This is a genomic window from Anaerotaenia torta (genome assembly GCF_050433395.1).
GTDB lineage: Bacteria > Bacillota > Clostridia > Lachnospirales > Lachnospiraceae > Mobilitalea > Mobilitalea torta.
This window is the reverse complement of the sequence record NZ_JBNPXH010000006.1, coordinates 140,802-161,896: the sequence shown is the minus strand read 5'-3', so window position 1 is coordinate 161,896 and position 21,095 is coordinate 140,802. Positions and strand designations below refer to the sequence as shown.

Sequence of the window (21,095 nt, the reverse complement as noted above, 5' to 3'; positions counted from 1 at the left end):
TCCTCCTGATTTATAATGCCGATTATAGAAATTCTACAATCGGCATTATATACAATGGTTACTTATTTATTGTTCTCATACCATGCATTCACTTCATCCGTCATAATCTGGCCGCCATTCTTATACCAATCACTCACAGCTCCTTCATATACAGAAATATCCTCACCCATAACTACCTTGGTCATAGCTGTATTCAGATAATCCATCAGAATGCTCTTCTTTGCACTCATAGTCTCGGTAGGAATTGCCTGATAAGCATCTATAATAATTCTGTTTTCCTCTTTTATTCTCTTAATAACAGAGAAGGTTCCCTGCGGTCCGAAAATATGATAGCTATTCCATTGAGTGATATCTCCGCTCTCATATTTCAAGTGATTTTGGTAGGTTGTCTGAGATAAGGCAATGGAGAAATCCTCCACTCCTGTCTCAAGGGCTTTTACCGACTCTTGATAACGGGTCAAATTCTGCCAGGGCATACCACAAAATTGTACGGTAGCAACATATTTTGATGTCTGAACATTTTTCTCTCCATCCGGTCCCAGATGCGTAGTGTACTTCTTAACAATTTCAGGATCTTCATTGAAAATCAAGCTAATTTCAAGGTTAATCAGTTTAACAACTGCTTCGGGATTTTTACATTCCTTATTAACAAAGATAAATTGATTACGGCTGACAGAGCCTTGCACTATGGGTGCGCTTCCATCTGCAGTAGGAATATCGGTAATCACCCAGTTTGCCTCGGGATCCTTTGTCGCACTGTCCGAAACACCGGATGCCAGAAAATAAGTGCCATAAACAATACCAACCTTACCGGCTGCAACATCTTCCTTCGCAATGGTTTTATCCGTAACAGCAAAGTCCTTATTGATTAATCCTTTACCATACATCTCCTGCAGCTTAAGTAATCCTGCTTTTGTCTGCTCCATTGTGGTTCCGTATATCAGCTTACCGGAAGCATCCATAATCCAGGAATCCGGATAAGCGCCGTAACCGTTTAAGAAACCTTGAAAGCCTAAATCAAGACCAAAGCTTTCCTTGGAACCAACTAAACCATAGGTATCTTTTCCGCCTAATTTGTTGTCTACAAAGGCTTGCGCCACAGCAACCAGCTCATCCATCGTCTTGGGAAGCTGCATGCCCACCTTGTCAAGCCAATCCTGCCTGATATAGAACAATGCAACAGAGTCAGGCTGTGCACCGGTGATAGGCAGACCCATCATCCTTCCGTTCTGCGTACTGTAACCAAGGGTTGCTCCGCCGTCCGCTGCTAAGAATTCCTTATATTTATCACTGGCATACTTTTCGAAGATATCCGTCATATCCATTACTAAGCCTGCATCCAGCAGCAATTTGTACTGTTCCTCATAAACCATGCCAAAGTCAGGCAGATCATTCTGAGCCATGGCCATGTTCCATTTTGTATTATATGCATCTGTATCCGAGGACACCCAGTCATAAACCACGTCAATACCCAGATTTTCTTTATAGGCAGTAATATAGACATTCTTTTCTGCCGAATCATAATCCGGGTTGCCCGGAACAAATACGGTGCCTCCTGTATCAAGCCAGGCGCCTCTTAACGTAACTCCCTCTTCATATTTACCAAAAGGATCTGCAGCTTCCACTTCCTCTTCCTCTTCCTCTGCCTCATCAGTCTGTGTAGGCTTAGCTTCGTTATTCCCTGCTTTTTGGTCCGTCTCGTTCTCCTTTTTACCACTGCAGCCTGTGAAAACCGACACAACCATAGCAAATACTAATAACATTGCAATTAGTTTCTTTTTCATAAATATCCTCCTTGTAATATTGTGGTTAGTGTATTACACAGACTATTATACCGGTACCCGCCCCTCTCCTCTATTCCAAATGCTTTTGATCCTACTTATCATTTTTTTGTTTTTTTGTATTGTTTCACATATTTTATCATTTTTCTATTCAAACAACAGAATCACAAAATCTATAAATTGCTTTAGGAATTCTATTATGCTAGACTTTAATTATAGCATGAAGAAAAGCATATGCTCGCTATGCTATTGTATCCTATATATAAGGAGGTGCTGATGATGAAGCATCGATTTCTGTCCTTTGACTCCATATTCTTTCGACTTTTCCTAACCTTTTTAATTATAATGATTCCCTTCGAAGCAACCGGGCTTATTCTTTTTACCTGGACCAAGAATACCATACAAAGAGAAATCGAAGACACCTCAGCCTTAAAGGTACATTACCTGAAAGAACATCTGGAGACGGAGATTTACGAATTATCCAGTCAATTGGAACGGTTATCAAATATGAATCTGTTCAGCCAATTCTCCTTAAATAATTCCAGTTATTCCGCAGCAGAATATTATATCAGCCTTCTGGATCAATATGATTTGATCAAGCATTACCCTACCAATTATGGTCTTGTGACTAATGTAACGATATATTATCAAAATTTGTCTAAATCACTAACCGCCGGTAAAGGACTGATTCCTACCGATAACAGCCATTTTGATGCCCTTACTACAATATTAAAGGATACCTATCATCCGCTCAAAAGGCACAACAACCAGCTTATTCTCGGAACTATGTATCCGGTTAATACTCAGTTTACAAACTCGGAGCCTTTCTATATCATTACCATGTCGCTTTCAGAAGGCTATATCCTGGATTATCTCTCCTCTTCGAATATTGATTATGACACGATTGTTTATGATCATACCTATCATAACCCAATTCATGCTTCGTCAATCATTCCGAAGAATAACCCCTATGAAGCATATTATCCTCTGCTTGAGCAGAAATTGTTATCCGATAGCTCTAATAGCACAACAACCTCCTTCAAGAAGGATTCCTATTATATCATAGCAGAGTATTCACCCTATCTAAACTGTTCCTTTGTACAATTCATACCGATTGATAAATTACTTTATCTCCCCAGGAAAATGAGCGGATATTTGTTCGTGTTTACCTTATTATCCATCATCGGAATTGCAGCCTATACCATTACCTCAGTTATATTGGTGAATCGGCCGATTAGCACAATCTTAGGCGGTTATCACTCCATTCAATCCGGTAATTACGACATAGAACTCCCTTCCATGCGCACCTCAAAGGAATTCGACTATTTGATCCGGGGATTTAATAAGATGGCCGCACAATTAAGCCTCTCCATTGATCAGGTATATAAATATGAGATCTATTCCAAAAAGATGGAGCTGAAACAATTGCAGATGCAAATTAATCCTCATTTTCTATATAACACCTATTTCATACTTCATCGCATGATCGGCAATGAGGATCTGGAGAGTGCCAAAGAACTCTCCGCACATATGGGCAATTATTTTCAATATATAACACGGAACAAGAATGATATGGAAACCTTGGAGAAAGAATGGGCTCATACCGTTAATTACCTGGAAATCCAGGCAATCCGGTATTCCATGCGAATTAAGATAGAGATTAAGCCCCTTCCGGAAGAATATCGGATGCTGGAGGTTCCGCGGCTAATTCTTCAGCCTCTGCTGGAGAATGCCCTGGAACATGGCTTAAACCAGAAGCTGGAACAGGGAATTGTTACTCTAAGCTGTACAGCCAAAAATACTTTATTAATTATTGAGGTGTCTGATAATGGCGAAGCCGTTAATGAAGAAATGATCGCTCAGCTTGAACGTATTCTGGACAGTCCCATCAGTCCTGAACAGGAAACAACCGCCCTGGTTAATATTCATAAGCGTCTGAGACTGGTATACGGTGATATGGGAGGGATTAGCTTTGAAAAGAATCTGCCCTCCGGCCTTATAGTACGGTTAAACATCCCCTTAGAAGTTACTCCATCCAATCGGAATAAGATGATCTAGACTAAATTATAATACCAAAGGAGGTTCTGAAATGAACTTATATACGATACTCATTGTAGACGACGAAGCCTTCATAGTAGATTGGCTCTCCGATCTACTTGAGAAGCAGGGTAATGTGAATTATAATGTTTACCGGGCTTATCATTCCTTGAGTGCAATGGAGATTATTAAGAAGTCCAGAATCGATCTTTTAATCACCGATATCAGCATGCCGAATATGAATGGTCTTGAATTATCCAGACAGATTACCCAGCTCTGGCCTTCCTGTAAATGCATCCTGCTTACCGCGTATTCTGAATTTGACTACGCAGTTCAGGCAATCCAGCAAGGTGTGTCCAGCTACATTCTAAAGACAGCAAGTGATAATGAGATTCTGCAGGAAGTATTCCAAGCAATACAACTGATTGAAAAAGAAACGAATCAAAATAAATTGATCAACGATATCCAAAAGGACCTGAAGATATCCCAGACTCAACTGAATCGCCAGCTCTTCTTCCTCTGGCTGCAGGGCCATTATTCTTCCGAGGAGGAATTAATTCAGGCCAAGGAAGCCCTTGGCTTTACCGAAGAGACATCCCAGTACTGCCTTGTAATTGGCGATTTAAGTAATTCTTCCATAGATGGGCAGGAAGTTAAGAACATGAATGATGTCATTAAACCTTTCCAAATCAATAAAATTACCATGCATTATATGGAGCCTTATGTTAAGAAAATAGTCTTTGAGATAAAATCAAACCAGATTTATTGGATTATTGAGCCTAGAACCTTATTCATAAATAACTTTTCCTCCATCCTGACCGGTGCGCTGGAGCTTGCTCAAAAATCCTGCCGCGAGACGCTGGCAGCCGGAATTAATTTTCTGGTTGGCTCCTACGTGAACAGCCCCTCGGAATTATCTGATCTGTATTATACGGGACGAAATCTGATGAATGTCTTCGATTCTGATGAAGAATTCATCTATGTTTACCATGCCAATGAACTATACCTGCCCGACGCAAAAGCAAGGCCGGTAAGAGAAGAGGATATATTTAAGCCTTCCTTTTTTAATAACATGAAGAAGAGTCTGGAATACGGTAAACAGGACAGTTACTTTAAAGCTCTGGATACGGTCTGCAAATATCTTGAAAACAATGTCAACTGGCACAATACTATCGTACTGGAGATTTATTATAATACCATTATGGTTATCATCTCCTATATCAACGAGCGGAACCTGACCACAAAGATTGCCTTTTACACCGGAACAGGAATTCTGTTTCGGCCTTGGCTATTGCCCTCCTGGCAGGAAATCGCATCTCACTTAAACGAAATCTCCAAGGTTCTCTTCACCCTGCAAAGTGATGCCAAAAAAAGATCCTCTATTGATACGATACAACGTGTAAAGGATTATATTGATAGCCATATTACGGAAGATATTTCATTGATTGATTTGTCTGCCCTAACCAGTTACAGCGCAACCTATCTGTCCAAGTTCTTTTCCGAGAACTTAGGCTATACCATAAGCGATTATATTGCAAGAAAGAAGCTTGCTAAGATTCAAGAGCTAATGCTGGATCCCTCTCTCAATATAGGAGATATTGCCAATGCAGTGGGTTTTCATTCAAGGACCTATTTCAATAATTATATCAAGCGGCTGACTAACCTCTCTCCCCAGCAGTACCGGGATAAAATTTTAAGTAGCAAATTTTGATTTGCCAGATATTGCCCTGCTTTTTTATCCTTGAGCTCTGCTTGACTATCATCGTTTATGATTTTTTTTATTGGCCCAATCCATAAGCTTATCCCAGGTATCATGAATGCCAATTCCTAAAATCCAATCAATGACTATCAAGAAAACGGCATAAACAACTAGAGCTAATACAAATCGAAACAAATGCTTCTTTTTCATGCTTATCCTTCCCATCCACCGTTCTCAACGGTTTTCGAGTGGCTTTAATACATAATTCCATCTATTTTCGATTTACTTTTGCGCTACGAAGGATACCCAGTCCCCCATACGGTTGACCTCTAATATCTGAAATTGATTTTCCAGGATTGCCTCCCTTACGGCGGCTTCCTTCATATGAATAATCCCTGAACTGATGAAGATACCGCCCGGTTTCAGATAGTTACCAATCACCTTAGACAGAGGAATGATTACATCGGCCAGAATATTAGCCACTACCATATCGTACTGTTCTCTTTCAGGCAAATCCGTGATACTATCTTCTTCAAGGATGTTAGCAGTAATAAATCTAAGATTTCCTTCTTTAATTTCCAACTGATTGACCTGAGCATTCTCAATAGCCGAATCGGTGGCGTTAGAATCAATATCTATGCCCAGAACCTCTTTTGCACCAAGCTTTTTCGCGATAATGGACAGAATTCCGCTGCCGCTGCCCGCATCCAGAACCACAGCATCCTCACTCATATAATTCTTCATTCCTATAATACAGAGCTTTGTGGTCTCATGAGAGCCTGTGCCAAAGGAAATGCCCGGATCAATTTCGATTACCAGATCCCCTTCCCAGGTTTCCTCCAGCTCTTCCCAGGTCGGTTTGATCACAATGGTATCATCCACCCGGAAGGGTTTGAAAAATTGCTTCCAGTTATTAATCCAGTCCTTGTCCTCTGTCTCAGATTTATGGATACTGGCTTTTCCAATCTCGGTATAGGACGACAGCTCCAGGAGCCCTTCCCGTACCTTGTCCAGCAGGGCCTCGGCATCCTCCTCCGCATCCAGATAAAAGCTGACCTGCGCCCATCCGTCGTCCTTCGGCAGCTCCGGCAGAATGTCAATAAACATCTGCTTTCTCTCTTCCTCTGTAATCGGTACATTATCGCTGATTTCAATTCCTGAGATCCCCAGGTCGTTTAACATATCACTAATCAGATCAACGGCTTTTGTCGTTGTATCCAAGGTAAACTTTGTCCATTTCATGTCAACATCCATTCTACCGCCCATCCGCGGCACAAAAATCCGGAAGAATTGCTTTCCAACTCTATAAAACCCGAAATCCCTCCTGTCAAAACCTATTCCAGGTTCCAACGGGAGCCATTCCGGGTTTCTTCTAATATGAAACTTAGAATTCGCAGCCTGTATATTTTACAGGTTCAGAAACTCTTCTCACACTACTTCCAGAACTTTTTCTTTGTTTTCTCGGGTTCTGCTCCCTCTGCACCGCGATCAGCCTTACCTGTCATAGCTTCATCGAACTTCCTCAGAAGCTCCTTCTGTTCCGAATTAAGGCTGGTAGGAACCTGTACTACCAGGGTAACATAATGATCCCCGCGGACTGCCTTGTTTCTCAGGCTGGGCACACCCTTCTCCCTTAACCGCACCTTGGTATCCGTCTGTGTGCCGGGCTTCACATTATAGATCACATCCCCGTCCACCGTATTAATCTTCACATCACCGCCCAGAACTGCGGTTGCGTAGGAAATCGGTGCCGTGGAGAAGATATCGTAATCCTGTCTCTGGAAGATGGGATGCCTGCTCACATCAATCTCTACCAGCAGATCACCTCTGGGCCCGCCGTTGGTTCCCGGCTCGCCCTTCCCGCGGATTCTGACACTTTGACCGCTGTCAATTCCCGCCGGAATACTGACCTTAATCTTCTTTTTGCTGCTGATGTAACCCGTTCCGTAACAATCGGAACATTTATCCTTTATGATCTTACCGGTACCTTTACAGTCCGGGCAGGTCTGAACATTGCGCACCATGCCGAACAGAGACTGCTGGGAATAGACCACCTGCCCCTTTCCGCCGCACTTGGGGCAGGTATCGGCATTGGTTCCGGGCTTTGCTCCGGTACCGTGACAGGTATGACAGTCATCCTTTAAGGTCAACTCCAGCTCTTTCTCCGTTCCAAACACCGCTTCTTCAAAGGTGATTCTGATAGAAGTACGCAGATTCGCCCCCTGCATCGGGCCATTGTTAGCGCGGCGGGAACGGGAACCAAAGAGATCTCCGAAGATATCTCCAAAAATGTCTCCCATATCCATAGAACTGAAATCAAAGCCGCCTGCTCCGGCTCCTCCGCTTCCATCAAAGGCGGCATGTCCGAACTGGTCATACTGCCTGCGCTTATCCGCATCACTTAATACGGCATAAGCTTCCGAAGCCTCCTTAAACTTTGCCTCCGCAGCCTTATCTCCGGGGTTGGTGTCCGGATGATACTTTTTCGCCAGCTGTCTGTATGCTTTTTTGAGCTCGTCATCCGTGGCCGTCCTTCCGACACCTAAGACCTCATAATAATCACGTTTATCTGCCATTTTCCTCTTCACCTTTCATAGCTATGCTTTATCCTCCATACAATTGCAAATAGGCAGTCAGTTCTGACCGCCCCTTGCTATGGAGAAATGAAACCCGGAAATGATTTCATTCCTCCATAAAACTACATTCATAACACTTTATACTTCACGGTAATCCCCGTCTACAACATCATCGCCATAGCTGCCGCCGCTCTGTCCGCCGTTGAACTCAGCACCTGACATATCGGGGCCGGGGCCGCCTGCTCCGGCAGCACCGCTCTGCTCATAAAGCTTTGCAAATAATGCCTGGGCATCTTCCATTAATTTATCCTTTGCAGCCTTAATATCGGCTACTTCACCCTCACTCATAACCTCAGGGTTGGATTTCTCAATTAATTCCTTCAGTCTTGCCAGATCAGCCTCTACGGTCTCCTTGGCTGCGGCATCAATCTTATCGCCAACCTCTCCAAGGGCTTTCTCTGTCTGGAATACCATGGAGTCAGCATCATTTCTTACATCCACCGCTTCCTTACGCAGCTTATCCTGAGCCTCGTATTCGGCAGCTTCTCTGACCGCCTTATCGATATCGGTATCCGACAGGTTGGAGCTTGCGGTAATGGTAATGTGCTGCTCTCTTCCGGTTCCCAGATCCTTGGCGGATACATTTACGATACCGTTGGCATCAATATCGAAGGTAACCTCGATCTGAGGAACGCCTCTTCTTGCCGGCGGAATTCCATCCAGACGGAATTGTCCGAGACTCTTGTTGTCCTTCGCAAACTGTCTCTCACCCTGTACCACATTGATATCTACCGCAGTCTGATTGTCGGCTGCTGTGGAGAATACCTGGCTCTTCTTCGTGGGAATTGTGGTATTTCTCTCAATTAATCTGGTTGCTACGCCGCCCAAAGTCTCAATGGAAAGAGACAGAGGGGTTACGTCAAGGAGAAGGATATCTCCTGCGCCTGCATCGCCTGCCAGCTTGCCGCCCTGGATGGAAGCACCAATGGCAACACATTCATCCGGGTTCAGAGACTTGGAAGGCTCCTGGCCGGTCAGCTGCTTTACTTTCTCCTGAACAGAGGGCATTCTTGTGGAACCGCCTACCAACAGTACCTTCTTGATATCGGAAGCATTGAGTCCTGCATCACGAAGTGCGTTCTGAACCGGAACTACGGTTCTTTCTACCAGATCATGAGTCAGCTCATCAAATTTGGCACGGGTTAGGTTCATGTCAAAATGCTTCGGACCCTCTGAGGTTGCCGTAATGAAAGGAAGGTTAATGTTCGTGGTGGTGGCGGAAGATAATTCCTTCTTCGCCTTCTCTGCTGCTTCTCTCAATCTCTGCAGGGCCATCTTATCTGTGGATAAGTCAACACCGTCGGACTTCTTGAACTCATCGATCATATATCTGGTAACTCTTTCATCAAAATCATCACCGCCCAGCCTGTTGTCGCCGGAGGTTGCAAGCACCTCGATTACACCGTCACCGATGTCGATGATGGATACGTCGAAGGTACCGCCGCCCAGATCGTATACCATGATCTTCTGCTCATGCTCATTATCAAGACCATAGGCCAGAGCTGCCGCCGTAGGCTCATTGATGATTCTCTTAACATCAAGACCGGCGATCTTACCGGCATCCTTGGTTGCCTGCCTCTGGGCATCGTTGAAATACGCGGGAACCGTAATAACTGCCTCGGTTACCTTCTCACCCAGATAAGCCTCGGCGTCTGCCTTCAGCTTCTGAAGGATCATTGCGGAGATTTCCTGGGGGGAATATCTCTTGTCATCAATTTTCACACGGAAATCCGTGCCCATATGTCTCTTAATAGAGGAGATTGTTTTATCTGAATTGGTCACTGCCTGACGCTTGGCAGGCTCACCAACGAGACGCTCTCCTGTCTTTGTAAATGCCACAACGCTTGGTGTGGTTCTTGCGCCTTCTGTATTTGCAATTACTACCGGCTTTCCGCCTTCCATAACGGCGACGCATGAATTGGTTGTACCTAAGTCAATTCCTATTATTTTTCCCATAATCATTTCCTCCTGAATATTATTAAGATTGTCACGATGATACTTCATGAACCTGATGTATTACGATATCCGGCTTCTTTCCGAAGCCCTGTGCCCGCTGCTAACTCGCAGCCTTTATCACAACCTCTGTGTTTGTCACTAATTCACAACCTTCACCATGCTGTAACGTACCACGATATCCTTATACATATAGCCCTTCTGGAACTCATCTGTTACGATGTTCTCTCCCACGCTGTCGTCCTCACCGTGCATCACCGCATTGTGAAAATTAGGGTCAAAGGTCTTCCCTACGGCATCAATGGGCTTTACTCCGATTTCCTCCAGCGCTGTCAGCAGCTGGCGGTAAATCAATTCAATTCCCTGTGCAAATGCACCTTCCTTTTCCTTATCCGTTATGGCACCCAGGCCACGCTCAAAATTATCTATGATGGGGAGCATCTTTTCAATAAAGCTCTTGACGCCCATATCATACATCATGGTTTTTTCCTTCTCGGAGCGCTTGCGGTAGTTATCAAATTCCGCCATGGTTCTCATTAAGCGGTCCGTAAGCTCCTCGATTTTCTGATCCTTGGCTGCTAATTCCTTTGATTTGGAGTTTTTGAAAAAGCCCTTTCCGGATTTCTCAGTCTTCTCTGCAGCCTCCGCGGGAGTCTCCTCCTCCACCGTCTCATCAACGGCCTCTGTCTCCGGACAGCTCTCCAGCTCTTGTGCGGATCCCTCTCCGGCTTCGGTCACTGGAATATCCTCTGTCTGCTGATCCGTCCTGTCATTTGATTTTTCCTTCATTTCCTTCTCCTTCTCCATGGCAGCTTTTATTATTTCTATTGCTTTATCCATATCTTCCAAGGGATGAATACCACCTTTCCTTTACAAGACTCTTTTGTCCTATGTTTTCTTCTTGAATATATCATCCAATTGCATCATCAGTGACTGCAATGTGCTCACTACCTTCTGATAATCCATTCTCTTGGGTCCGATAATTCCCACCTTGCCGTATACCCCTTCTTCTATCTCGTAGGTAGCCGTCACTACCGAGCATTCCTTCATGGTCTCCACCGGTGTCTCGTCACCGATGTATACCTGGATGCCCCGGTTATCCTCATCCTCCATCTTATCCTGGATCAACTCCGTCAAGGCCTTCTTCTCTTCCAGGGTATAGAGTATCTCGCTTGCCTTCTCCTTATCACTTAATTCGGGATAGCGGAGTATATTGGTGGTTCCGGAGGTGTAGATCTCCAGATCCTCCTCTTCATTGACCGCCTGCATGATGGCATCCAGTATGTCATTCACCAGATTGCGGTATTCGCCTGCCTGCTCCTTCATCTGGGAAATGACCGGAAGATTGATTTCTCCCAGATCCAGGCCCTGTAAAAATGTATTGATGATAATGTTAAGCTTTAAGATCGTTTCCTTATTTAAGGATGACGTTACTTGAAGTATCTTATTCTTAACAATATTCCTCTCAAATACAATCACCGCCAGCAGCTGTTTCTCGTCCATCTCCGTGAGCTGTACGAACTTAACCTTCTTCTTATACTGGGGTGCGGAAACCATGGTGGTATACTGGGTGTTCACCGCAAGAAGCTTCGCCACCTGCTGCAGCAGGCTTTCCAACCGGTCCGCCTTCTGGATCAGCATCTCCCTCATATCCGCCACCTCGTTGACCTTATCCTCCAGCAGGGTGTCCACATATAAGCGATAGCCCTTATCTGAGGGAATACGTCCCGCGGAGGTATGGGGCTGGATAATATATCCCATCTCCTCCAGGTCTGACATCTCGTTGCGTATGGTTGCGGAACTTAAATTGAGATCCGTATACTTGGAAATGGTTCTGGAGCCCACCGGCTCCCCAGTCTCAAGATAATTACGGATAACAGCCTGCAATATCTTTCGTTTTCTTTCATCCAACTGCTGCATGACCTACCTCGATCCGTTATAAATTCCCATGTACCATACGTTGCATCACAACGTATATTCACTTTCCATCTTTGTTGTTAGCACTCAACTCGATAGAGTGCTAATATCTATAAATAAAATAGCACTAACATTTTCTTTTGTCAAGGCAGTTTTAAAAATTAATTATTAAAATATGGTGAGAATATCACAAAAAGCACGGCCCTTAATCCAGCAGGAACTCCGCCAGCACCGAATTGCTGAGATCAAACCCCAGCTCCGTTAACTGAAGTCTGCCATCCCGGATTACAATCAATTCCTTCCCCTCCAGTTGTTTTAACTGCTCTCCATAGACCTCGGAGAGCTCCTGTCCAAACTGCCGCTCAAAATCCGCTAACCCGATGCCCTCGCATTTCCTCAATCCCAAAAACAGAAACTCCTCCATTTGTTCCTCCCGGGTAAGAGAGGCAATATCCTCCCTGATCCCAATCAAATCCCGGCTTAAAGGCTCCCCGCCTTCCGCTCTTTCCCTGTTCCTGCCATACGCTCCGCACAAATCAATATACTCAGTAAGCTTCTTTTTATTTGTAAATCGAATATTATCAATCAAGGATGCCGCTCCCAGTCCGAGTCCCAGATACGAAGTCCGTTCCCAGTAGGAATTGTTATGCCTGCACTCATACTGCTCCTTTGCATAATTAGAGATCTCATATCTGTGATATCCGTATTCCTCCAGTATCTCTTTCGTCCTATAATACATCCGCCGGTCCGTATCCTCATCCGGAAGCTCCTTTTCCTGGGGTCCTCCGGGCCGGTAACGTTCATAGAATTTAGTTCCTTCCTCAATAATCAGGCTGTAAGCCGAAACATGCTCCGCCCCAAGCTCCGCCACGGTGCGCAGGGTTCTCTCCCAAGATTCTTGTGTCTGTCCCGGCAGGGCAGACATAAGATCCACATTAATATTATGAAAGCCAAGCTCCCTGGCTAACCGGTAATTTTCAAGAAATTCCTGGAAGGAATGAATCCTTCCCAATCTTTTCAACTCCCGGTCATCCGCCGACTGGAGCCCAAGGCTGATCCGGTTCAGCCCTGCTTCCCGGTAGTACAGCAGCTTCTCCCTGGTTATGGTTCCGGGATTCACCTCAATAGTCGCCTCCAAGTCATCGCAGCTAAGTACAAACACCCGTGCTATCCGATCCATAATCCTCTTAATTGCTTCCCCTTCGATGCAGGAAGGAGTCCCGCCCCCAAAAAACAAAGTCGCCACACGATAATCCGAGGTCCTCCCTGCATAACTCTCAATTTCCGCAAGAAGAGCTTCTGCATATGCCTTTTGAAGCTGCTCCGTTGCCGGAGCCGACAAGAAATCACAATAATCACATTTTCTCACACAGAAGGGAATATGAATATATAGGCCTAACCTCTCCCGCTCATGTTCTGTTTTCAAGCTTCTGACTCCACCCAATGGTTCACCGTCCGTTCTCTTCTTAAACTCCATCCCTTCCCCTCCTCGCTTTTTTCTTAATATTATATCCTTCCTTACCCTTCTTTCATCTCATTCTTCTATTTCATTTTTCTTCTGTTCTACTCCTCATTCCATATTCAAATTATCATTTTCAATATCATTTAGCTCATTATACTACAACAAAAGGATCCAAAATCAATGCTGCAATACTGTTTTCAGCACTGCAGCACAATCTTCTGATCCTTCTGTCTGATTTATTCCTAATCCTCATCCAGCTTCAAAACACTCATAAAAGCTCTCTGTGGAATCTCTACATTACCAACCTGCCGCATTCGTTTCTTACCTTCCTTCTGCTTTTCCAGAAGCTTCTTCTTTCTTGTAATATCACCGCCATAACATTTTGCCAGTACATCCTTGCGAACCGCCTTTACTGTCTCTCTCGCAATGACCTTGCTGCCGATTGCCGCCTGAATCGGTATTTCAAACTGTTGTCTGGGTATCTCTTCCTTAAGCTTCTCGCACATCCTTCTGCCTCTTTCATAGGCACTCTCCGCATGAACGATAAAGGTCAGGGCATCTACTTCTTCTTTATTAATAAGGATGTCCAGCTTCACCAGCTCGGAACGCACATAGCCCTTCAGCTCATAATCAAAGGAGGCATATCCCCTTGATCTGGATTTCAGCGCATCGAAGAAGTCATAAATGATCTCGTTCAAGGGAAGCTCATATTTTAACAGAGCTCTTGTTGTCTCCATATATTCCATTCCCAGGTATACTCCCCGGCGTTCCTGACACAGACTCATGATGGAACCCACAAACTCCGTCGTAACCATAATCTCCGCCGACACCATGGGTTCTTCCAGATATTCAATCTCCGCAGGATCCGGCAGATTGGTGGGATTGGTAATGTCATAAGCCTCTCCATTGGTCTTATACACCTTATAAATAACACTGGGTGCGGTCGTAACTAGATCCAGGTTATACTCCCTCTCCAGCCGTTCCTGGATGATTTCCAGATGCAATAAGCCCAGGAAGCCGCAGCGGAAGCCAAAGCCCAGGGCTACCGAGGTCTCCGGTTCAAATTGGAGGGCGGCATCATTCAGCTGAAGCTTCTCCAGCGCATCCCTCAGATCCGGATACTTTGCGCCGTCCGCCGGATACATCCCGCAGAACACCATGGGCTGCACCTTTTTATAGCCGGGCAGGGGCTGGGAACAGGGCCTCATATGATCGGTAACCGTATCTCCCACACGGGTATCCTTCACATTCTTTAAGCTGGCCATGAGGTAACCTACCATGCCCGCGCTTAATTCCTCCGCCGGAAGGAATTGTCCGGGTCCGAAAATTCCCAGCTCTACCACCTCCGCGGTTGCTCCGGTGGCCATCATTCTTATCTGGGTTCCCTTTCTAACCCTGCCCTCTTTAATCCGGCAAAACACAATTACCCCCTTATAGGGATCATAAATGGAGTCAAAAATCAGGGCCTGAAGCGGTGCCTCCGGATCCCCCTTGGGCGCCGGAATTTTCTCGACGATCTGCTCCAGAACCTGTTCGATATTAACACCGGTCTTGGCGGATACCAGAGGCGCGTCCTGGGCCTCCAGCCCGATTACATCCTCGATTTCAGCAATAACACGCTGGGGATCCGCACTGGGAAGATCAATCTTATTGATAACCGGCATGATATCCAGATTATGATCCAGTGCCAGATATACATTCGCCAGCGTCTGGGCTTCGATTCCCTGGGCGGCATCCACTACCAGAATCGCGCCCTCACAGGCCGCCAGGCTTCTGGATACCTCATAGTTGAAATCCACGTGCCCCGGAGTATCAATCAGGTTGAAGATGTATTCCTCACCGTTTTTCGCTTTATATACCGTACGCACCGTCTGAGCCTTGATGGTGATGCCCCTCTCCCGTTCCAGATCCATATTATCCAGAATCTGCGCCTGCATCTCCCGGCTGGTCAGCAGCCCGGTCATCTCAATGATACGGTCTGCCAGCGTTGATTTCCCGTGATCTATATGAGCTATAATACAAAAATTTCTTATCTTGCTTTGATCTAAAGACATGCTCATCCTCCTGTAAATATCCAATGTCTGCAGATTAGACATTCCATACCTGTAGGAACCAACCTGCATCTTCTCATTCGCTTCATTATATCATACTGTTTTTTTCACTGCAAGAAGATACATATGCATCTGAAATATTATTGTAATCGTTCCGTCTGTGGCAGGGAGGAGAGCATGACTCCCTCACGCACAGGATGGAACGATTATATATATTATTTATTTCCCCTGCAGGACAGCGTCGAGAACCTCCGCAAAGGGTTCCATCGCATTCATCGCTGATTGAAGGCTGTTCTTATCGGTACCCAGCTCCACCAGGATGCATCTTGGCCTGAGGTGCAGATTATATCTCCAGCATTTAAGATAATTTTTATAGAACAATCCGGGATATTTTTCTATCCCCTTCAGCTGAAGCTGAAGACTGAAAGCAAGATTATCCTGAAGATTCGGATTGGCAAGATGGGCAATCGGGCCGTTCTGGTCCCTGCTTAGTCCATTGAACAGCATAATCTGAGCCGTTTCCTCTCCGTTCAGAAGGGTGGATCTCCTCGCCCCGCCGTCCCTATGTAAATCAATAATCACATCAATTCCGGGGTTTTCCTCCAATATCTTTGACACTCCGTCCCTGGCTTGATTATAGGCGATATTACGATCCAGTCTCCCATGAACAATATCATAGGTGCTGGTGTCATGAAGCACCTGATAACCATAACGTTCCGTCAGGATATCCTCAAGATAACTGCCAACCCCTACCACGCCGTCCTCCAGCACCCCTTCTCTGCTGTCTATATAAGCTTCCTGGGAATGGGTATGATAGATCAATATCTGCGGCTGTCCGTCCTTACGCTGTTCTATGGTCATGTCCTTGTTTATCAGCACTTCTCCGTCAAATATGTCATCTGTAACCTTGGTAGCTCCGTCGACAATATAATAATTGTTAATCAGAAAATTTATATTTTTCATCTGCTCCAATGTATATCCCCCCAGATTACCGGGATTGGATACCTTGATGCTTTCCTCATGATCCGTCTCCAGCACGGGGATATCCCCATAGACCGAAACCATTTCCACTTTCTCTAACTGAGCATCCGAAGAATCCAATATGTCTGCCCCTTGGCTAAAATAAAGGCTGGCCCGCTCATTATAAATTACTCCATTGGTCAAAATATACTCCTGACTCAGAATCCCTTCCTTAAATTCATATAATCTAATACCGGCTTCCCTAACGGCGGAGCTGCCATACTTCATGACCTCTGCTGCTTCCTCTTCCCCGGCAATACTGTCATTGACGCTGATATTGTCTTTTTTCAACGCCATATCCTCATAGGCTTTGGCATAAGGATCATAAAGATTATATTCCTTGGCGCTGACGGACCGTTCCAAACTGCCCTCAGTAAAGTTCGCCAATTTAAATGGATTGCCAATCAGTCCCAATGGAAATGGGGCCTCTTCCCCTTCCTCTGCCATGGTATATGCAAGAAGAGATGACCCCGACTCCATTGCCTTATTGCTGATATAATAAAGAATCGCATCGGAATAGCTTGCTTCAGCTTGACCAATTTCTTCTGAAAAGGAAACCAGGGCAAACCGGATCAGAAGATAGACTGATCCCGCCACAATCATGGTCCATAGAATGAAATAAATGTTGAAACGATACCGCTGCGGGTATTTCCTCCTACGAAATAGAAACCGGATACGATGCTTCATTATAACTGCCTCCTGCCTGTTAAAAACCTGTAAGCAAGCCTGCTCCCTGCCTGGTTCATATACTTGCAAGCAAGCTTGCAGTGTGAATTGCGCCTTACAGTAATTCACACTATACTCCTCTACGCTCTATTAGATCATGAACCAAAACCAGGTTCATGATCTTCGCTACGTTCGTATACTTGCAAGCAAGCTTGCAGTGTGAATTACGCCTTACAGTAATTCACACTATACTCCTCTACGCTCTATTATATTCACATACATGTGATTTATTACCTCTTACTTATTACCCACATTCCGCTTGCGCATAGCAGGAGTTGATCGCCTCGGAGATCGTATTACTAAGCCGTTTCACCGCCTCATCGACATTCTTTGGCGTAACAAACATATTTTCAATCTGCTGCTCCCTGATTTCATTGATGAACTGATTGATATCATGCTCATCAAAACCGCTCTTCTCCATGTACTTTGTCAAAGTATCCGCCACAATCGTTGCTGCATCCACAACAGTGGGAACCCCTATGGCGATGACCTTCGTCCCTAGACTCTCTTCATTCAGAGCCTTTCGGTTATTCCCCACACCGGAGCCCGGACTGATGCCTGTGTCCGTCAGCTGGACTGTGGTATTCACCCGGCTGACACTCCGGGAGGCCAGCGCGTCGATTACAATCAGCAATTTCGGAGAAGTCTCCTTAACGATACCCTTAATAATCTCCAAGGTCTCCATTCCGGTCTGTGCCATCACTCCCGGTGAAATTGCACTGACACTGCCCAGATGGTTTCTCTCCTTGAACTCCTTGCCGTACTCACGGATCAGATGCCTGGTAATAAACAGGCTATCCACCACCTGCGGCCCCAGGGCATCCGGCGTTACCTCCCGGTTCCCCAGGCCTACCACCAGAATCTCTTCCCGCTTCAAATCTCCGGACAGGGTTCTCAATTGCCTTGCAATCTCCTCCACCGCCGGTTGATAATAATCCTCCGAGGTATTATTAATCTTAGGGGCCTCAATAGTAATATACACCCCAATGGGTTTCTCCATTGCCTTTGCTCCGCGTTCATCCTTAATCTCTACCACGGATACCCTTATATCATTGGCTTCGTCATAATTCTCCGTCAAAATAACCCCTTTAATCTCAACATCATCCTCCGGAAAGCTCTCCCGCATTTCCAGCGCCAAGTCCGTCCTAACCTTACAACTCACTTATTTTCCCTCCGCATCCTATTTATTTCGTATTCTATTTATTCCGCATTTCTATTTGCTCCATAACCTATTTGCTTCATAACTTATTTGCTCCGTAACCTATTGCTCCGTAACCTACACCTGTAAGAAATCAGCCTGTGGCAGGGAGGAGGGCATGGTGCTCCCGTAATGCACTATATGGAAGAGATGTGATTGGATTTGTATGGCACAGACGAACAAGCTTGTACGGGTGTGACATACAAATCCAGTCATATGTCTTCCATCCTGTATGTGAGGGAGCACCATGCCCTCCTCCCTGCCACAGGCTGATTTCTTACATTCGCTAACATTCACATTTTTTATTTTTTGCAAAATTTTAAAAATTATGTATTGACAGAATAAACCCGATGGACTACTATGTAATAGTATGTTTCCATTAGAACGTCCGTGTCCGGATTTAATGAAACAAATTATTCGAGCAACCAACTCCAAGATTGCATCTCACTCTCACTTTGGTGTACTTGGCACTGCGGTTGACCATTATATTAATCATTGGAGGTGTACGAATTGGCAAATATTAAATCTGCAAAGAAGAGAATTCTTGTAAATGAGACTAAGGCTGCTAGAAACAGGCAAATTAAGTCCAAGGTTAAGACGATGATCAAGAAGGTAGATGCAGCTGTTGCTGCCGGTGACAAGGATCTTGCAAAGACGAACCTGGTTGCTGCAGTTTCTGAGATCGATAAGGCTTGTTCAAAGGGTGTATATCACAAGAACACAGCTTCCAGAAAAGTATCTCGTTTATCCAAGGCTATCAATACGATTGCATAAGAATTTGCAGGATGTACATTATCAATAATGTATATCCTGTTTTTTGTAATAGGTCAGCCTGTGTCAGGAAGGATCACCGCGCCCCTTTTCCTGCCGCGGGCTGATCTATTCTTTTTATCAAAATGCAGTTACTTTATCCTCCCTTTTGGCCGATATTTGTAGTAACATTACTATTTACTAACAAATTTTCAGGGTGGACATATGATTATAGATATCGACATAAAAATTGCAGATGGCCAGGGAAACCTGCTCCAGCGTCTGGTGAAACGCTTTGACAATATTGATGTCTCAGGTGACCAGCTTAATTTCAGTCTGGATGCCGGAAGAAACTTCGAAGAGTTTCTATCCGAATATATGTCCTACAGCGGCCGCAGGATTCAGGAAAAACTGTTTACTGGCAGCAGGCCGGAAGCCATCGGCGAGGAGTATCCATTCGTCGATTTCAATTTAGACCAGTATCAGGATAATGGCCTGCAATCCTCTATTGACGGCCACAAAAAATATGAAGACAGGGATATCCAATATCTGATCCGTATCGGAAACGGCAATGTTTTCTCCGGTAAGCTCTCTATGAAGCAGTCCCTTCCCATTCATAATGCACAGGACAATGGGGAACGAAAGCCTTTGAACAGCCGCGAGCCCGGATGTGAAGACTTGAATTACTTGATGCAGAAAGCCATAGAAAAATACGAGACCACCTTCTATCACGTTGTTTCTGATGAGGAAAATACTGCTGCAGAATCGCAGCCGGAATAAGATAACCGGCTTCTTTGGGCGCGGAGAGCTTCGACATATAATAAATTCATAAATACATAAAAGCCCTCTTGACTCTGCCGTTGGGGAACAGTATATAGTATACGTATATCAGTGATCAGGAGGATTGTTTATGAATGAGTTGGTAAAAATCAGAGACGTGTCGGTCAAGTACGATATATCCGCCCGCACACTCCGCTATTATGAGGATATGGGGCTGATAACCAGCACCCGCAGCAAGGATTACGCTTACCGGTTGTATGATGAAGCTTCCGTAAAGCGATTGGAACAAATTTTAATCCTGCGTAAATTAAATATCAGTATTAAGGACATTCAACGTATCTTCCATACATCCGGTTCCGAGATTGTTTTAGAGGTTCTGGGGAAAAAGGTTAATGATATTGATGAAGAAGTCGCCCTTTTACATGAACTGAAAGAAATTGTGCTAGAATTTATCCGTCAAATCCAGCAAGCCGATTTTGGCAAGGAATCGGATATTAATTTTCTATATAAGAAGGCAAAAGAAATTGAAACTCAAATTGTAAATGTGGATTACAATGGCAATCCTTCAACGGTGAAGCGTTTGCTGGAGGTCACGGAGAAACTGGACAACAAGATACCGGATATCATGATTGTCAGAATACACAGGTTCAGAGCAGTGACCTCAGGGCTTATGACATTTGACGAACTGTTTGGCGGAGGCTTCGGGCCGTGGCAGGAAGCGCACAACCATTTATTTAAACCTGTTATTTTCGATTCTCCCGATTTCCTGTATGGAAAAGACGGAAAGGCAGAATGGATTTGGGCAATCAAAGACGAAGTCACTGAAACCGATACCCACCCATATAAAATTATCGAATACACCGGCGGGCTGTATGCCGTTGCGGTCAGCGTGGATGGGGACGGTGAAAGCCACGACAGGGTGAGGAGCAAGATGGAGAAATGGCTTGAAGGTACAAATTTCATCATTGACAGTGATCGCGAGCTGATGGGACACATGATTTATGTGGACGATGAAATTAAAGAAGGTCTTGGCTACCATCAGATGAATCTTTATGCTCCTATAAAATTAAGAGGTGTAAAATAGA

The 21,095-nt window shown here is 44.9% G+C and carries 16 protein-coding genes; 5 read left to right on the top strand and 11 right to left on the bottom strand.

Features of this window, described 5'->3' with window-relative positions:
• Positions 1-62: 62 nt before the first annotated feature.
• On the bottom strand, positions 63-1,784 hold the full coding sequence (locus HNQ56_RS11615; protein WP_429146029.1) for an extracellular solute-binding protein: 1,722 nt from the start codon (positions 1,782-1,784) through the stop codon (positions 63-65).
• A gap of 276 nt (positions 1,785-2,060) precedes the next feature.
• Between HNQ56_RS11615 and HNQ56_RS11610 the strand changes: the two genes are divergently transcribed.
• The gene (locus tag HNQ56_RS11610; protein WP_429146026.1) at positions 2,061-3,839 is read left to right on the top strand and encodes a sensor histidine kinase; all 1,779 of its coding nucleotides are present in this window, start codon (positions 2,061-2,063) and stop codon (positions 3,837-3,839) included.
• 31 nt (positions 3,840-3,870) lie between these two features.
• Complete coding sequence (locus tag HNQ56_RS11605) at positions 3,871-5,529, top strand: response regulator transcription factor (protein WP_429146023.1); 1,659 nt, start codon at positions 3,871-3,873, stop codon at positions 5,527-5,529.
• Positions 5,530-5,577: 48 nt separating this feature from the next.
• Here the strand turns inward: HNQ56_RS11605 and HNQ56_RS11600 are convergent, their stop codons facing one another.
• The 10 genes from HNQ56_RS11600 to gpr form a co-directional block, all read right to left on the bottom strand.
• On the bottom strand, positions 5,578-5,727 hold the full coding sequence (locus HNQ56_RS11600) for a hypothetical protein (protein WP_429146020.1): 150 nt from the start codon (positions 5,725-5,727) through the stop codon (positions 5,578-5,580).
• Positions 5,728-5,799: 72 nt separating this feature from the next.
• Positions 5,800-6,759, bottom strand: coding sequence for a 50S ribosomal protein L11 methyltransferase (gene prmA / locus HNQ56_RS11595; protein WP_429146017.1), 960 nt, complete (start codon positions 6,757-6,759; stop codon positions 5,800-5,802).
• A 191-nt stretch (positions 6,760-6,950) separates the two neighbouring features.
• Positions 6,951-8,093: a molecular chaperone DnaJ gene (dnaJ, locus tag HNQ56_RS11590; RefSeq protein ID WP_429146014.1), complete on the bottom strand. Its 1,143-nt coding sequence runs from the start codon at positions 8,091-8,093 to the stop codon at positions 6,951-6,953.
• 138 nt (positions 8,094-8,231) lie between these two features.
• Complete coding sequence (gene dnaK / locus HNQ56_RS11585; protein WP_429146011.1) at positions 8,232-10,109, bottom strand: molecular chaperone DnaK; 1,878 nt, start codon at positions 10,107-10,109, stop codon at positions 8,232-8,234.
• Between the two features lie 138 nt (positions 10,110-10,247).
• Positions 10,248-10,946 (bottom strand): nucleotide exchange factor GrpE, encoded by a 699-nt coding sequence (gene grpE, locus HNQ56_RS11580; protein WP_429146008.1) that lies wholly within the window; start codon positions 10,944-10,946, stop codon positions 10,248-10,250.
• Between the two features lie 48 nt (positions 10,947-10,994).
• Positions 10,995-12,026, bottom strand: a complete 1,032-nt coding sequence (hrcA, locus tag HNQ56_RS11575) for a heat-inducible transcriptional repressor HrcA (RefSeq protein ID WP_429146005.1) — start codon at positions 12,024-12,026, stop codon at positions 10,995-10,997.
• A 202-nt stretch (positions 12,027-12,228) separates the two neighbouring features.
• Entirely contained in the window at positions 12,229-13,500 is a 1,272-nt protein-coding gene (gene hemW, locus HNQ56_RS11570) for a radical SAM family heme chaperone HemW (protein WP_429146003.1), read from the bottom strand.
• A gap of 227 nt (positions 13,501-13,727) precedes the next feature.
• Entirely contained in the window at positions 13,728-15,539 is a 1,812-nt protein-coding gene (gene lepA, locus HNQ56_RS11565; RefSeq protein WP_429146001.1) for a translation elongation factor 4, read from the bottom strand.
• Between the two features lie 216 nt (positions 15,540-15,755).
• Positions 15,756-17,243 carry a stage II sporulation protein P gene (locus HNQ56_RS11560; protein WP_429145998.1) on the bottom strand — a complete coding sequence of 496 codons (1,488 nt, stop codon included), beginning with the start codon at positions 17,241-17,243 and terminating at the stop codon, positions 15,756-15,758.
• 283 nt (positions 17,244-17,526) lie between these two features.
• A complete protein-coding gene (gene gpr / locus HNQ56_RS11555; RefSeq protein WP_429146442.1) occupies positions 17,527-18,408 on the bottom strand; it encodes a GPR endopeptidase in 882 nt (293 codons plus the stop codon).
• A gap of 582 nt (positions 18,409-18,990) precedes the next feature.
• Here gpr and rpsT point away from each other — a divergent pair.
• From rpsT to HNQ56_RS11540, 3 genes are all read left to right on the top strand, one after another.
• Positions 18,991-19,254: a 30S ribosomal protein S20 gene (rpsT, locus tag HNQ56_RS11550; protein WP_429145996.1), complete on the top strand. Its 264-nt coding sequence runs from the start codon at positions 18,991-18,993 to the stop codon at positions 19,252-19,254.
• 201 nt (positions 19,255-19,455) lie between these two features.
• Positions 19,456-20,010 carry a hypothetical protein gene (locus HNQ56_RS11545; RefSeq protein ID WP_429145993.1) on the top strand — a complete coding sequence of 185 codons (555 nt, stop codon included), beginning with the start codon at positions 19,456-19,458 and terminating at the stop codon, positions 20,008-20,010.
• 130 nt (positions 20,011-20,140) lie between these two features.
• Positions 20,141-21,094, top strand: a complete 954-nt coding sequence (locus HNQ56_RS11540) for a MerR family transcriptional regulator (RefSeq protein ID WP_429146439.1) — start codon at positions 20,141-20,143, stop codon at positions 21,092-21,094.
• Position 21,095 lies beyond the last annotated feature (1 nt).